This window comes from Pelagimonas varians (assembly GCF_003208435.1).
Lineage (GTDB): Bacteria > Pseudomonadota > Alphaproteobacteria > Rhodobacterales > Rhodobacteraceae > Pelagimonas > Pelagimonas varians.
This window is the reverse complement of record NZ_QKMF01000010.1, coordinates 116,717-131,638: the sequence shown is the minus strand read 5'-3', so window position 1 is coordinate 131,638 and position 14,922 is coordinate 116,717. Positions and strand designations below refer to the sequence as shown.

Below are 14,922 nucleotides of genomic sequence, written 5' to 3'. Positions count from 1 at the left end.
TGATGACGCCACAAGAAACAGTTGCAAAATGCCGCTCCGCTTGCTTAAAGAAACGATAAATAGAGCGCTGACGGAAAACAGCGTTACCCACATTGGGCAAGCATGAGGCCGAGCATGGCGGACTTAATCCATATCAACACCCGCATTCGCGAGAATGCGGAGAATCTGAGTGCAGCCTTAGAAGACCATATGTTAACGGTCTTTGCACCGGATGCACGCAAAGAATTGCGCCTGTTTTCCGCCGGGGAAGCCGCCGAGCTTTTGGGGATTTCCACCAGTTTTCTGCGTAAATTGCACTTTGACGGCAAGATCGCGGATGTCCACATGACACCCGGCGGTCGCAGACATTACTCCGCCGCTGAACTGTTGATCATCCGCGAAGTTCTTGAAGGCACAGCCAAGACCAAAGGGGCCTATCAAAAAGGCCGGCGTCCAGGCGACAAAGTGCAAGTGCTGTCCTTTTTGAATTTTAAAGGCGGATCCGGCAAGACCACGTCGTCGATCCACAATGCGCAGCGTTTCGCCCTGAAAGGGTATCGCGTTTTATGCGTTGATATTGACCCACAAGCTTCGCTGACCACACTGTTTGGTTACCGGCCCGAGTATGATTTCTTGCAATCAGGCACCATTTACGATGCCATCCGCTACGAAGACCCCCTGCCCTTGTCCTCTGTCATTCAAAAGACGTTCTTTACGGGAATCGATTTGGCTCCGGGCGGGTTGATGCTGCAAGAGTTCGAACACGAGACCCCGCAGGCGCTGATGCACAACGTGCAACCGGCGTTTTTTGCGCGGATGGCCGCCGTGTTGCAAGAGGTCGAAGATCAATACGACATCATCATTTTCGACTGCCCGCCACAACTGGGCTATCTGACCATGTCGGCGCTCTGTGCGTCGACCGGGATCGTGATCACCGTTGTGCCAAACATGCTCGACATTGCTTCGATGTCGCAGTTCCTTTTGATGAGTGCGGACCTGCTGGACGTGGTTTCCAAGGCCGGTGCGCGGATGGAATTCGACTTTCTACGGTTTTTGATCAACCGGTATGAGCCAAATGACGGGCCGCAACAGCAGGTCGTCGCCTTCTTGCGGCAAATGTTCGAAACCGAAGTCATGGTGGCCCCGGTTCTCAAATCCACCGCGATTTCAGATGCTGGCCTGACGCATCAAACCCTCTACGAAGTCGAGCGCAGTCAATTCAACCGCAACACCTATGATCGGGCGGTGGATTCACTGAATCATGTGAACGAAGAACTAGACCAACTGGTTCAGAAGGCTTGGGGACGCTGATGGCACGCAAAGGAATTCTGACATCCGGTCTTGGCACCAAACCAGACAGACCCAAGGCACATCTGATGCCGCGCGGGGCGGTTGGGGCGTTGCAAAGCTCGCTTTCGAAACTGCAAGAAAATGCCGTTCAGGATATTGATCCGAACATGGTGGATGATGCCGGTCTTGAAGATCGGCTCGGGATTGATTCAACCGCTCAAAACCAGTTGAAAGAAAGCCTCAAAATCTACGGGCAGCAGGTTCCGGTCTTGCTGCGCCCTCATAGCACCCAAGCGGGACGTTATGAGATTGTCTACGGACGGCGGCGGCTGATGGCCCTGCGCGACTTGGGCATGCCGGTTAAGGCCATGGTACGGCAACTGGACGACCACGCTTTGGTTATGGCGCAAGGACAAGAAAACACGGCGCGCCAAGACCTGTCCTTTATCGAAAAAGCCAGTTTTGCGGCACAGCTTCAAGAGGCCGAGTATGACCGGCAGACAATTGCCGCAGCTTTGTCGATAGATCTGCCAATGGTCAGCCGAATGCTCAAGGCGGGGACGGCGTTTGGGTTGTCCTTTTTGCGTGAAATTGGATCGGCACCGGGTATTGGCCGCGAACGTTGGTTGGCGCTGGCGAAACTGTTCGAAGATGACATAGCAAAATCGCGGGCGTTGGAGGCTGTCACCAGACCAGACTTTTCCGCGCTGAACTCGGACCAGAGATTTGATGCGGTCTTTGCGCAGGCGCAGGGCAAAACGACCAAGCCAAAGCCCCCTGCCCCGCGATCCTTGCAGGCACGCGATGGCACGGATCTGGCAGAGATGAAGCGTACCGGCAAAGGTCTGTCCTTGACCTTTGCTGCGCAGGGCGCAGATGGATTTGATCACTGGGTTGAGCAACATGCCGACGCTTTGATCGCAGACCTTCACGACCGCTGGCAACAAGACCAGCGTGAAGATTGAACCGAAACCAAAAAGGAGGCACGAGCAGTAAGGCAAAAGAAAAGCCCCCCAGAAAACATTCCGGAAGGCCCTTCTCGATCTTTGCACTTTTGAGATAGCCGCGAAAATCCAGTCCTGTCAACTCTGCGCGGTCGCGCAGGGGCGGTATTTCTTTGTCTATCGTGAATTTTACATGAAAATGACGTCCCAATCTGATTTTGGGCGCTCGGATAACTGCGTTCAAATGCAAGCAGGCCCAGACAAATGGGCTGTGCTTCAGGCGCTGAGCGACTGCGCCGAAACCTACGGCTTGAACAATCGAAGCCTTGGTGTCCTGAAGGCATTGATGACTTTTTTACCGCAGCGGACCCTGCCCTTGCAACCTGGGGCGGCGATTGTTTACCCCTCTAACCGGACCTTGTCCCACCGGCTCAGCGGGATGCCGGAAAGCACGCTGCGGCGTCACTTGGCCCAGCTGGTTCGCGCCGGTGTTGTCAGCCGGTCAGACAGCCCCAATCGCAAGCGTTACGCCCGAAAAGTTGGCGGCAATAATGAGATTGCTTTCGGTTTTGATCTGGCCCCTCTTGCTGCGCAAGCCGGAGCAATTGAAACCACCGCACTGCGTACGAACGAAACCCGTGAACGGTGCGCCGTGCTTCGCGACCGGATCTTGGTCATGCGGCACCACCTTCAGGACCAAGCGCTTGAGGAACCAATTGCAGATCTGACCAAAATTTTGCGGCGCAAACTATCGGAAAGTAACTTGCTAGAAATCATCCAGCGGCTGGAACCCTTAATCGAACCTGTGCAAAACACAGCAATCGCGGTGCCTGCTCCAGCTGAAATGAGCGCCCCTGACAGTCAAAATGAGCGGCATATACAAGATTCAAATAAATCTAATTTAGACTCTGAAGAGCGCGGAACCAGCGACCTTTCGTTTCACGATCTCGTTGCGCATTGCAAAGAAACGAACGCGCTCTTTCCGGACCAGTTGAAATCATGGCCTGATGTATTGTCTGTCGCCAGACGGTTGGTGCCAATGCTTGGTATCGACCAGCCCGTCTGGGTTCAAACGATGGATCGCTTGGGACCGTTACAAGCTGCGATTGCTGTGTTTTGCATTCATGAAAAGATGGGGGCAATCCGAAATCCGGGGGGCTATCTGCGCCATTTGGGTCAGCAAAATCTTCTGGGTCGGTTCAACATTATGCCTATGGTGCGTGCACTGCGATATCGACCGAGCGTTCAAATTGTCAGCTGACAATTTCGGACATTGTCAGGCAACGCGCGACATTTCAAAAAGAACCACCACCGGCCAGCTGTGCAAAGGACGCCATGGTTTCGCTATAAGCGGGCAGGGTGGTAATTAAGACGGAAGGGCGCGGCGAGGAACGAAAAGGTGATCGGCAAATCAAGGTCAAAACTTGGAAGCGACCCATTCACACCCTAAACAACAACCGGTAGCAAAATCAGGTTCCAAGCGTTATCTCACCAAATAATAACCGGGACAGCCCAGATTGCGGTTGCAGCCACCTCCGGTTTGGCGATTTCATCGTCCGCAACAGTCCGACTCGTTTGAAAGGTTTCACATGTTCACCAGACGTCACATGATTGCATCTCTTGCTGCTCTAGCAACGCCCGGAATTGTCCGGCCTGCTTTTGCCGCTCCCAGTGAATGGGATGCATGGGACCGGCAGGTCACACCAGAAGGGTTTGATCTGAAGACGAGCAACCCATGGGGACTACACCCGCGATTTTTGCCCGTGCGGGTGACTGCCAATCCGGGGCTTACTCCGGGCGATATTCATGTGGATGCGGTGGCGCGCTACCTCTACCATATCCAGAGCGACGGATCGGCCATGCGCTATGGGGCGGCCATCGGGCGTGACGGGCTGTATGAACCGGGTGTCTACACGATCAAGCGCAAATCGAAATGGCCACGTTGGACCCCCACAAGCACGATGATCGCGCGTGAACCCGAGAAATACGCTGGTTGGGCAGAGGGCATGGATCCTGGTCCGGCCAACGCACTCGGGTCTCGTGCGCTGTATCTTTATGTTGGCAACCGGGACACCTATTTGCGCATCCATGGTACGCCTGCGCCGCGCTCCATCGGAACGCGGGCGAGTTCTGGGTGTGTGCGTATGGTGATGCCGCACATCAACTCACTATATGATCAAGTGAGTACAGGCGTGACTGCCTATCTGTATCCAACTGACGGCAGTAGCCTGTAATCCGCCAAGCCTTAGCTTGCGGGTCTGGTACAGATCGGGTTGCCTTCTGCGGTACGCAGGGGCAGCTCGGTTGTTTCAACCGGCCCGCGATGGGTGTACCAATAGCACCCGTCCTGAGACCGGACCCGCGCTGTGGTCAGGTCTTGATGTGTGGCCGCGATTGAGGACACCGACTCTGGCAGGGTGTTAATCCCGATTGGTGCAGGCACGCCTGTGGCAGGCACCGGTTCACAGGCGGCAAGGCCCATAAGGAACAATGGGACGGATAAAAGAACGATGGGTCTGGTCATTGGGGCTCACTAATGGTCCGAGGGGGTCTATACGCTACGGTCGCACTCCACGGTCGAAACCGCAAGCGCGCCCTTACGGCCAAAGCGGAAATCTTGGCGCAGATGGATTAGACGACCAGCGCCAAGCATCCAAAGTTGGATCGCGGCTAAAACCTGCGGAAATGGCCGATTGTACAGGTGACAATCCTGATCCCAACAGGTCGTGAACACCTTGGTCTTTCTGATAGGCGTTGGCGAATTCGCGAACCAAGCGGTTCAAGCAAGATTTAGTCTGGCCCTTGATCAAAAAGACCAATTCGCGGTCATCCATTGGCGGTTCACTCAAGGATGCGTCGGTGGGGTCGAACCAGAATGACAAACCGCGTCCGGATTCAACAAGTGTCATGGGAACAGGCCTGTGCAGATCCGCCGGTTTCCCCGCTCCAATCCACTCGAATGTCAGCAAGCGGGCGTCCGGCAAGCTTCTGTGCCGGGCAAAGCGCGAGATAGACGATGCTGATCACCCGGTCGCGCGGATCCCTATCAATGGCTCCGTAACTTGCCAGTTGTTCAAAATGGATACTTTGTGAACCCACCGTGTCGGGAAGGGCAGGGGGCATATGAGGGTATTGCGATCAAGGGCCAACACAGCGTCCTAGTTTTGGGCAGTTACAGCGGCGATAAAACACAATTTGTGGCATATGCGATCACGGCACTCGACAGTTGAAAAAAACAGCAATAGCTTCGTGCTCATATGACAGCTATTATATTAAAATCATTACAGTATCGTTGGCCTGACGCGTCGAATTTGACACTTGATATCGACAGCTTCCATCTGGGGGCAAACGAAAAAGTTATGTTGCGCGGGCCGAGTGGTAGCGGAAAGTCGACATTGCTCGCGGCACTTTCGGGGATCATTGACGTTCCCAAAGCATCGGTTCTGGTTGCGGGCATCGATGTCGGAGATTTGCCTGGCAGTGATCGTGACCGTTTTCGGGTGGATCACCTCGGACTCATTTTCCAAGTGTTCAATCTGTTGCCTTGGATGAGCGCCATCGACAACGTCTTGCTGCCTTGCCGGTTTTCGAAACGGCGGCTTGAAAAGGTCGGGGCGAACCCGCTTGAAACAGCAATGCGATTGTTGGGTGAACTGGGGCTGACGGACCCCGAATTGCTCAATGGGCCAGCCAGCGCACTGAGCATTGGCCAGCAGCAAAGGGTTGCTGCGGCGCGGGCTTTGATCGGGTCACCAGAGATCATTTTGGCGGACGAACCCACATCAGCCCTTGATGAAGACGCCAAAGACGCATTTGTGGAATTGTTGCTGAAAGAATGCGACGCCTCTGGCGCAAGTTTGATGTTCGTCAGCCACGACTCGACTCTTGAAAAACACTTTGACCGAACGGTGGAATTGAACGTTCTGAACGGCAGGGGTGTGTGATGCTGGATCTTTGCTTGAAGAGTCTTCTCAATCGCCGGTTTGTCGCGGGGCTAACGGTCTTGAGCATTGCCCTAAGCGTCGCGTTGATCCTCGGGGTTGAACGCCTGCGAACAGAGGCGCGCGCAGGTTTTGCCAATTCGGTTTCCGGCGTGGATTTGATCGTGGCCGCGCGCGGCAATGATGTGCAAATCCTGATGGCCACTGTTTTTGGCGTCGGCTCAACCGGAGCGGGTATTTCGTGGGAAAGCTACGAGATGGTGGAAGACATGCCGGGGATTGATTGGACCGTCCCGCTTATGATGGGCGACTCGCATCGCGGGTATCCGGTGATCGGCACCTCAACGGCCTATTTCGATCGTTTTCGCCACAGCGGGGGCCAGCCTTTGATCTTTGAACAGGGGCATGGATTTGACGATCCGGCGGGCGCAGTGGTTGGGGCTGATGTCGCGCAGGCGTTCGACTATGCCGTCGGGACAGAAATTGTGAATTCTCATGGGTCTGGCAGTGTTTCGTTTGATGTTCATGACGAAGCTCCGTTCACAATCAGCGGCGTCTTGGCTGCCACAGGAACTGCGGTTGATCGTATGGTCATCGTGTCGCTGGAAGGCTTTGACGCATTGCACGAGGTTCCGGCAGCAATAGGTGCTGACCCTTTCTTGCGGGAAGATGACAGTGCTCGAATGCCTCATGATGAGCATGACGAGCATGACGAGCATGACGAGCATGACGAGCATGACGAGCATGGCCACGAACCCGGGAAAATCAATGCTGTTTTTGCCGGTCTCACAGATAAATCCGCAGTGCTTTCAGTGCAGCGCCAACTGGCCAATTATCGGGATGATGCGCTGACGGCGGTCCTGCCGAATGTTGCGCTGCTTCAGCTTTGGTCGATCACCGGCACCGCCGAAACCGCACTGCGGCTGATGGCGGGGGCTGTGGCGCTGGCGGGCGTCATTGGCATGGTTGTGATGCTGACCGCGGCGCTTGATGCGCGGCGACGTGAATTTGCCATTTTGCGGTCAGTTGGCGCAACGCCACGCCATATCTTTTCGCTGATCGTTTTTGAGGCGGTGCTGTTGCTGCTGGCCGGCATTGTTCTTGGCTACCTTGTTCTGACCGTGGTCACGATTGTGGCCAATCCGGTTTTGGCGTCAAATTTCGGGCTTCGGGTTGGCGTAGGTCTGCCGACTGCTCGGGAAACGCTTCTCATTGCGCTTGTTTTCTGTTCTGGTCTTATTGCGAGCGCTATTCCCGCATTTCGGGTGTACCGCATGACTTTGGCTGACGGGTTATCAATGCGTCTATGACGCGTAAGGGGGGATCGTGAAAATACTGGGCTTTGCCGTCGCTGTTGCGCTTGCCTTTGCGCAACCTGCCGCCGCGTTTGAGACGCAAAACATCACCTGGGATGAATTGCTGCCAGAACCGCGCCCCTATCACGACCCCTTTTTGGAACTGGAATATACGCAGATTCGTGATCTTGCCGAGCTGTTCCGCATAGAAAAGACGCAAACACCTGATCCGAGTACTGCTACAGGTGCCAAAGCTTTGGAAATTCGTGAAGACCTTGTGTCGCAAGGGTTGGACCCCGACCAATTGTTCGAACAACGTGGCATCGTCATGAACCAGCGCAAGCTGGCCGCAACAGAGCCGAACGTCGATCTGTTAGGCAAGGTCGTGCGGTTGCCCGGATACCTGTTGCCTTTGGAAATGGTGGATCAAAGGGCGGTTGAGTTTTTGCTGGTTCCGACCGTCGGGGCCTGTATTCACACACCGCCACCCCCTGCAAATCAAATGGTACTCGTTCGGTATGAAAAAGGTTTCAAAGTGGACGGGCTTTTCAATCCTGTCTGGATCAGCGGTGCGCTGACAGCTCAAAACCGTTCGAATTCGCTTCATCTGGTGGATGGGCAGGCCGAGGTTGAAACAACTTATTTCGTCGATGCAATGTCCGTAGATATCTTCCAGTAGGGGTCTTGACCACCCGGTAAACAAGGCCCGCTCAGTCCACTATTTGAGAGTGTCATTTTGGGCCACGGACTGACAAACCACATAGACTTGAATCGAGAATGTCCGAGATCATATGCCGCTAATTTTTACATATAGTTCCACAATGGTCAGAGCTGTAATTTCGGTGATAGTGGCTGTCGGCCTGATGCTCGCTTCCTCAGCCAATGCTTGCGGATTTCACAATTACACGCCGCAACCGACATTGGTTGACCGGCTCCTTGCAAGCGACGAAATCGTGCTTGCGCGCAACGCGTCGAATAATCCTTTTCGGTATGAGGCCTACGAAGCGTTGGAGGGCAATCTTGGCTCGCCCGAGCTGCCTTTTCTGGTCGATTCAACCACTCGCCACCGCTTTGCGATTGATGCCAATTCAGCAGTCTTGTTTGCCCGGGACGGGGCCTATGGCCCATGGCAGCGCCTTGCATATGTCGATGCCGCACTGGCCCCGGTTCTGATGGCCATCATGGCCAAATTGCCCGTTTGGGAAAGCGGAGACACCCTTGATCGGGTCCGCTTTTTTGCGACGCTTCTGGCGCATCCTGATGAACGTATCCACAAGATAGCGCTGCGAGAATTGGATCAGGCAGATTATGGGGTTCTGCGCAGCCTCGACCTTGCGATTGATCCTGTCCGCTTGATGAGCCAGTTCAATGCGTTCAATGAGTCTGAATTCAGGGCGATACGCATCTTACTGCTTGGTCTGAGCGACGATGCTCAATTGCGCAAGCGATTGGAAGCAGGTGTTGATAGCAACGTCGAATACGAAGGTGTTTTTCTAGGGGCCTATGCCACTGCAATGATCGAACTTGTTGGTCCCGAAGCGGTCGGGTTAATCGCATCCCGATACCTGACCAACCCCGAGGTTTCGCTGCTGGCGCGCGAGTTGCTGATCGAAGCGATGGCATTACATGGCGCAACAGATGACAGCGCCTTGGAATCCTCTGTCTTACAGGCAATCAACAGCACGCTTTGGCTTGAGCCGCGGCTTGCAGGGGCTGCGGCGCGCCAGTTTGGCGCACGGGCAAACTGGTCGCTTCAACCTGTGTTGCAGACATTGCTCGCAGAAGGGACCGTGCTGGGCACGCAGGACAGGCAGGACGTGGCGCAATACGTTGCATATGCCCATGACGCCGAAGCGAAACGCTAGGAACACGCAGCCAAGTGCGCTGTCGTTGCTCATTCCAGGGCAGGGGGCGTGTGCGCTAAACCCGTATGCCCCCTCAACGTCCGTAGATTCAGTACATATCTGCGGACGTTGAGGGGCTTTCAGGCAGGGTTAAACGATTCCGCCGCCTGCACCGTTTGCGATCGGGCGTTCATCAGACACCTTGGCGCGATAGCCGGATGCGCGAAAGGTCATGACCGGATCGATGGCACCGCCAGACGATAGGCGGGCTCTCCCTAGTATCGCGTCGACATCGGTACGGAATCCAGCGCGCAATGTCGCCGAAGCCATCAAGGCATCGTTGTCAGCTTGATATCCGGCAAGCGCCTCGCGATCGACCAAGGCGGCTTGAATATAGGCCCGCTGAATTTCCATAGTTGAAATCATCAAGCTTTCGATTGGATCAGTCACATTGTGCGATTGGTCAATCATATGGGCCAGATCTAGACCGGGTGTGTTTTCCGCATCAACCAATTCGTTCCAAACGAGAAACAGGCGGTAGGGGTCAATGGTTCCACTATCGAGATCGTCATCGCCATATTTGCTGTCGTTGAAATGAAATCCGCCCAGTTTTCCGGCATGGATCAACCGCGACACAATCATTTCGATATTCACATTCGGGGCATGGTGGCCCAAATCGACAAGACACATCGCCTTGTCACCCAGTTCCTGCGCCGTCAGCAGTGACGTGCCCCAGTCCTGAACTACCGTGGAGTAAAACGCTGGTTCATAGATCTTGTGCTCCGAGAACAAGCGCCAATTGTCGGGCAACCCTTTGTAGATCTCTTTCATCGAAGACAAATACCGCTCGAACTGTCGTCCCATGTGGGTTTGACCGGGGAAATTCGCGCCGTCCCCGATCCAGACCGTCAACGCCTTGGACCCGATTTTTTGGCCTATTTCGATGCATTCCAGATTGTGTTCCACAGCCTGCGCACGGGTCGCGGCATCTGTGTGAGTCAGTGATCCAAACTTGTAGGAATGGATTTGATCTGGCTGATCCTGAAAGCTGTTCGAATTCATCGCATCAAAGGCCAACCCGTGCTGGTGGGCCTTTGCGGTTAAATCCTGCGGGTCGGCTTTGTCCCACGGGATATGCAAGGAAACGGTTGGTGCAGCCTGTGTCAGGCTGTGGATCACACCGCAATCATCGAGCTTGTCAAAGATGGTTGCAGGCTCGCCCGGTCCGGGAAAGCGGGCAAAACGGGTGCCCCCGGTTCCAGTGCCCCAGGACGGAACCGCGAGGCCAAACTCTTTGGCACGATCAACCATCTGATTGATGTCGATGCCGCGCCGATCCAGCTTTTCGCCTAGATAGTCGAAATCACGGTCCAAATCGGGTGTGCGCATCGCGTTTTGCGCTTCGATCACTGTCTTATCTATCATGGTCCCCTCCCTCAGGGTGCCGCGCAATGCCGCGAAGGGCAGGGCGCGGCGTTGATCTTAGCGCGTAAAGGCTTGCACATTTCCGGCATCGACATTCACGATGTTGCCTGTCGATTTTGCCGATTTATCGGAAGCAAAGAAATAGGCAGCTTCGGCGATATCTTCGGGCAATACCGACCGTTTGAGCATGGACCGCTGACGATACATTTCCTCAAGCCCGTCTTTGTCGGTGCCATATGTGCCTGCGCGCTGATCAAGCCAGTCGCCTTCCCAAATTTTGGACCCACGCAAAACCGCATCGGGGTTCACCACGTTGACACGAATGCCCGCTTCGGCCCCTTCAAGCGCGAGGCAACGCGCAAGATGGATTTCAGACGCTTTGGCAGTGCAATAAGCCGCTGCATTGGGCGATGCGGCCAGACCGTTTTTTGAGGCCACAAAAACCACAGAGCCACCCATGTTTTGCACACGCATCATTTTGAACGCTTCGCGTGAGACAAGGAAATACCCGGTCGACAAGATATCCATGTTCTTGTTCCAAAGCGCCAGTGTCGTTTCCTCGATCGGAGCCGAGGAAGCGATGCCTGCGTTTGAGACCAAAATATCGACACCGCCAAATTCAACAGCAGTATGCGCATAGGCCGCTGCCACCGCGTCTTCGTCGGTCACATTCATGACAACTGTGCGCACAGCATCGCTGCCGTAGCGTGACATCAGGTTTTCGGCGGTTGACTTAAGCGCGTCTTCGTTGATGTCGGCCAGCATCACACAGGCCCCTTCGGTTAGATAGCGTTCGGCTGTGGCCGATCCGATTCCACCTGCGCCGCCGGTGACCAATGCCACGCGACCGGCAAGGGTTTTGGGCTTGGGCATGCGTTGCAATTTGGCTTCTTCAAGCAGCCAGTATTCGATGTCAAAGGCTTCTTGTTCAGGCAATCCACAGTATTCAGAAACGGCGGATGCGCCGCGCATGACATTGATTGCATTGACGTAGAACTCGCCAGAAATCCGCGCAGTGGCCCGATCCTTGGCAAAGGTGATCATACCGACGCCGGGGATCAGATAGACGACGGCGTTCGGGTCGCGCAAGGCGGGGCTATCGGCATGTTTGCAGCGGTCGTAATAGGCCTCGTATCCCTTGCGGTACTCAGCGACCTGCGCTTCGAGCCCTTCCAGAACGGCATCGATATTGCCTTGTGCCGGGTCAAAATCGACAACTAGCGGGCAAATTTTGGTGCGTAGAAAATGATCGGGGCAAGAGGTGCCAAGCGCAGCGAGATCGCGCATTTGCGCGGCGTTCACAAAGTCCAGCACCGTATCTGTGTCGACAAAATTGCCAACCATGTGCTGCTGGCCGGACACAAAGCCGCGAATCGCCGGCATCAGGCGGGCGGCAATGGCGCGGCGCTCGTCTGATGGCAGGCTTTGATGGATTGCTCCGCCAAATGCCGGAATATTGGCAGTTTTTTCATCGAAATAGGCGATGGCTTTGTTGATGATTTCAAGCGTCAGCTCGTAGCAGGTTTTGGCATCATCATCCCAAGTGAAAAGCCCGTGCGATTCTAAAACCACCCCTTTGGCGTCAGGGTTTTTCAGGCAGAAATCTTCCAGCCAAAGCCCCAATTCGTAACCCGGTTTTTTCCAAGGGAGCCAGCCGATGTCATCACCGAAAATCTCTTTTGTCATGGCCTTGCTGTCTTTGGCGGCTGCAATGGCGATGATGGCATCGGGATGCATGTGATCGACATGCGCGCGGGGCACATAGGCATGTAGCGGCGTGTCGATGGACGCAGCACGCGGGTTCAGGTTGAATGTGCAATGGGGCAGATAGCCCACCATTTCATCTTCGAATTCCAGACCACGATACTTGCCCTTAAGCGCCCGCAGCTTGTCCATATAAAGGGTTGAAAACCCGTCCATTTTGATCGATCCGACATCGCCGCCAGAACCTTTGACCCATAGCACTTCAACGTCGCTGCCCGACAACGGGTCAGGCTGGATAACCTTGGCCGAGGTGTTCCCTCCGCCGTAATTGGTCACGCGTTTGTCAGAACCAAGCAGGTTTGAGCGATACAACAGCTTGTCGGCTTCGCTCATTGTGGCTGCTTTTGCGTCATCCCAAAGCGACGCTAGCAGTTTTGCCTCGGTGGTCATTGTGATCTCCTCCCGATCCACAGATAATCTAATCTGATTTGGTCAAAGGGTGATTGGATTGCGACGGAATGTCAATCAATAATCGTCAAAAACAATCACCAGTGATCGATAATGAAAAGAAAATGACATTTTATGATTGACAATGATTGGTTCCTTGCGGCACCTTCAATGTCAACGGGAGGAAACGATGCACGAAAAGGAACGCCATAATATCATTCTGTCAGCAGTACAGGATCGTCCGGTTGTGACGGTTTTGGACCTGTGCAGCTTGACTGGCGCGTCTGAAGCCACGATCCGTAGGGATGTGGCGGCATTACACCAAGCAAAGAAACTACGCCGGGTACGGGGTGGGGCCGAGGCCTTGCATCCCAATCAATTGCCGGGATTGGCGGGGCGACCCTTTGCTGTGAACGAGACAATCAACATCGCGCAAAAGCAAGCAATTGCCCGCAAAGCGGTTGAAATGTGCGAAGAGGGCGAGCCGATCATTATCAATGGCGGCACCACGACGTTTCAAATGGTGCATCCATTGGCGACGCGGCGCTGTCAGGTGTTTACCAACTCGTTTCCAACGGCAGAACATTTGCTGAAGAATTCGAAGAACACCGTGCTGATGTCGGGCGGTATTATCTACCGCGAGCAAAATATCGTGCTGTCCCCGTTTGATAATGACGTGACCCGCAACTTCTATGCGCGGCGCATGTTTATGGGCGCGCAGGGCGTAGGGCCGCTTGGCGTTATGGAAGCGGATCCGTTGATTATTCAGGCCGAGCAAAAGCTGATCGGTCAGGCCGATGAACTGGTTTTGCTGGTCGATTCAGGTAAGTTCGAAGCGCGATCAAGCCTCGTTCTATGCCCGCTAAAAGACATTGATGTGCTGATCACCGATGACGGGATCAGTGACCGTTCGGCCGCTATGGTCGAAGCGGCAGACATCAAATTGATCGTGGTGCCGGTTGGTGCCGTGAAGGAGGAGGCGGCTTCGTAATTGGCCAGAAATGGACCGGCGAGCCGTGAATTTGGGAAACCAGGGAGGAAACCCGATGAAATTTGCTAAACTCATGACATCCGTGGCTGTGGCCGCAGGACTGTTCGCCGGACCCGTATCTGCCGAGGACATGCGCATCGCGCTGGTCGTTAAGGCCTTGGGGATCGGGTTCTTTGAAGCCGCAGCGAAAGGCGCTGAAGAAGCCGCCGAAGAGCTGGGCGGCGTTGAGATCATCTATACAGGTCCAGTTGACACCACCGCTGAAGGCCAGATCGAGGTCATCAATTCTCTGATTGCCCAGCGTGTGGATGCCATTGCCATTTCGGCCAACGACACCGACGCCCTTGTGCCGACGTTGAAGAAAGCCATGCAGCGCGGTATCACCGTGATTTCATGGGACTCCGGCGTTGCCGATGACGGGCGCATGGCGCACCTGAACCCATCCTCGAACGCTTTGATTGGCAACATGATTGTCAAGTTGGCGGCGGATCATCTGCCTGATGGCGGCGACGTTGCTGTGCTCTCTGCCACCACGACATCGACCAACCAGAACATCTGGATCGACGAGATGACCAAGGTGCTGGGCAACTATCCGGGCATCAATGTTGTCTCGACCGTTTACGGGGATGATCTGGCTGATAAATCCTATCGCGAAGCCACCGGCCTGATGCAGTCGCATCCTGATCTGGACGCGATCATCGCCCCGACGTCTGTTGGCATTGTGGCCGCAGCGCAGGCCGTTGCGGATGCTGGCAACATCGGCAAAGTCAATGTCACAGGATTGGGTTTGCCGTCTGAAATGGCCGGCGCAATCGAAAGCGGAGCATCCAAATCCTTTGCGATCTGGAACCCGATTGACCTTGGGTATTCGGCGACAATGCTGGCCCATCAACTGGCAACCGAGGCCGCAACAGCCGAACCAGGCGCAGAAATCGCCATTGGCCGGATGGGCACCATCACGCTGGATGATTCAAACGCTGCCGCCATGGCCGATCCGTTTGTATATGACGCCAGCAACATCGCAGACTTCAAAGACATCTTTTAATAAGATCCTTTGATATG

At 54.8% G+C, this 14,922-nt stretch carries 14 protein-coding genes; 10 read left to right on the top strand and 4 right to left on the bottom strand.

Annotated features, from left to right (window positions below; translation table 11 throughout):
• The first annotated feature begins 114 nt into the window (after nucleotides 1-114).
• The 4 genes from repA (at nucleotide 115) to C8N36_RS14265 (ending at nucleotide 4,447) form a co-directional block, all read left to right on the top strand.
• Nucleotides 115-1,290 carry a plasmid partitioning protein RepA gene (repA, locus tag C8N36_RS14280; RefSeq protein WP_097805296.1) on the top strand — a complete coding sequence of 392 codons (1,176 nt, stop codon included), beginning with the start codon at nucleotides 115-117 and terminating at the stop codon, nucleotides 1,288-1,290.
• Entirely contained in the window at nucleotides 1,290-2,234 is a 945-nt protein-coding gene (gene repB / locus C8N36_RS14275) for a plasmid partitioning protein RepB (protein ID WP_097805297.1), read from the top strand. Before repA ends, repB begins: the two co-directional genes overlap by 1 nt.
• A 172-nt stretch (nucleotides 2,235-2,406) precedes the next feature.
• Nucleotides 2,407-3,474, top strand: coding sequence for a plasmid replication protein RepC (repC, locus tag C8N36_RS14270; RefSeq protein ID WP_097805298.1), 1,068 nt, complete (start codon nucleotides 2,407-2,409; stop codon nucleotides 3,472-3,474).
• Nucleotides 3,475-3,802: 328 nt separating this feature from the next.
• Nucleotides 3,803-4,447, top strand: coding sequence for a L,D-transpeptidase (locus tag C8N36_RS14265; protein ID WP_097805299.1), 645 nt, complete (start codon nucleotides 3,803-3,805; stop codon nucleotides 4,445-4,447).
• A gap of 11 nt (nucleotides 4,448-4,458) precedes the next feature.
• On the opposite strand, the gene C8N36_RS14260 is transcribed toward C8N36_RS14265, so the two are convergent.
• Both C8N36_RS14260 and C8N36_RS14255 read right to left on the bottom strand, forming a co-directional pair.
• Nucleotides 4,459-4,737: a hypothetical protein gene (locus C8N36_RS14260; RefSeq protein WP_097805300.1), complete on the bottom strand. Its 279-nt coding sequence runs from the start codon at nucleotides 4,735-4,737 to the stop codon at nucleotides 4,459-4,461.
• Nucleotides 4,738-4,810: 73 nt separating this feature from the next.
• The gene (locus C8N36_RS14255) at nucleotides 4,811-5,122 is read right to left on the bottom strand and encodes a hypothetical protein (protein WP_141468105.1); all 312 of its coding nucleotides are present in this window, start codon (nucleotides 5,120-5,122) and stop codon (nucleotides 4,811-4,813) included.
• 402 nt (nucleotides 5,123-5,524) lie between these two features.
• Between C8N36_RS14255 and C8N36_RS14250 the strand changes: the two genes are divergently transcribed.
• The 4 genes from C8N36_RS14250 to C8N36_RS14235 all read left to right on the top strand — a co-directional run bounded on the left by C8N36_RS14250 (nucleotide 5,525) and on the right by C8N36_RS14235 (nucleotide 9,314).
• A complete protein-coding gene (locus tag C8N36_RS14250; RefSeq protein ID WP_245910832.1) occupies nucleotides 5,525-6,157 on the top strand; it encodes an ATP-binding cassette domain-containing protein in 633 nt (210 codons plus the stop codon).
• On the top strand, nucleotides 6,157-7,464 hold the full coding sequence (locus tag C8N36_RS14245) for an ABC transporter permease (RefSeq protein ID WP_097805303.1): 1,308 nt from the start codon (nucleotides 6,157-6,159) through the stop codon (nucleotides 7,462-7,464). Before C8N36_RS14250 ends, C8N36_RS14245 begins: the two co-directional genes overlap by 1 nt.
• A gap of 16 nt (nucleotides 7,465-7,480) precedes the next feature.
• A complete protein-coding gene (locus C8N36_RS14240) occupies nucleotides 7,481-8,128 on the top strand; it encodes a DUF3299 domain-containing protein (protein ID WP_170125880.1) in 648 nt (215 codons plus the stop codon).
• Nucleotides 8,129-8,312: 184 nt separating this feature from the next.
• Nucleotides 8,313-9,314: a hypothetical protein gene (locus tag C8N36_RS14235; RefSeq protein WP_170125879.1), complete on the top strand. Its 1,002-nt coding sequence runs from the start codon at nucleotides 8,313-8,315 to the stop codon at nucleotides 9,312-9,314.
• A gap of 129 nt (nucleotides 9,315-9,443) precedes the next feature.
• Here C8N36_RS14235 and rhaI read toward each other — a convergent pair whose 3' ends face one another.
• Nucleotides 9,444-10,718 carry an L-rhamnose catabolism isomerase gene (gene rhaI, locus C8N36_RS14230; RefSeq protein WP_097805306.1) on the bottom strand — a complete coding sequence of 425 codons (1,275 nt, stop codon included), beginning with the start codon at nucleotides 10,716-10,718 and terminating at the stop codon, nucleotides 9,444-9,446.
• A gap of 57 nt (nucleotides 10,719-10,775) precedes the next feature.
• Entirely contained in the window at nucleotides 10,776-12,872 is a 2,097-nt protein-coding gene (locus C8N36_RS14225) for a bifunctional rhamnulose-1-phosphate aldolase/short-chain dehydrogenase (protein ID WP_176527101.1), read from the bottom strand.
• Between the two features lie 187 nt (nucleotides 12,873-13,059).
• Between C8N36_RS14225 and C8N36_RS14220 the strand changes: the two genes are divergently transcribed.
• Together C8N36_RS14220 and rhaS are read left to right on the top strand one after the other, a co-directional pair.
• Entirely contained in the window at nucleotides 13,060-13,860 is an 801-nt protein-coding gene (locus C8N36_RS14220; protein ID WP_097805404.1) for a DeoR/GlpR family DNA-binding transcription regulator, read from the top strand.
• A gap of 55 nt (nucleotides 13,861-13,915) precedes the next feature.
• Nucleotides 13,916-14,905 carry a rhamnose ABC transporter substrate-binding protein gene (rhaS, locus tag C8N36_RS14215; RefSeq protein ID WP_097805307.1) on the top strand — a complete coding sequence of 330 codons (990 nt, stop codon included), beginning with the start codon at nucleotides 13,916-13,918 and terminating at the stop codon, nucleotides 14,903-14,905.
• The last annotated feature ends 17 nt before the right edge of the window (nucleotides 14,906-14,922 follow it).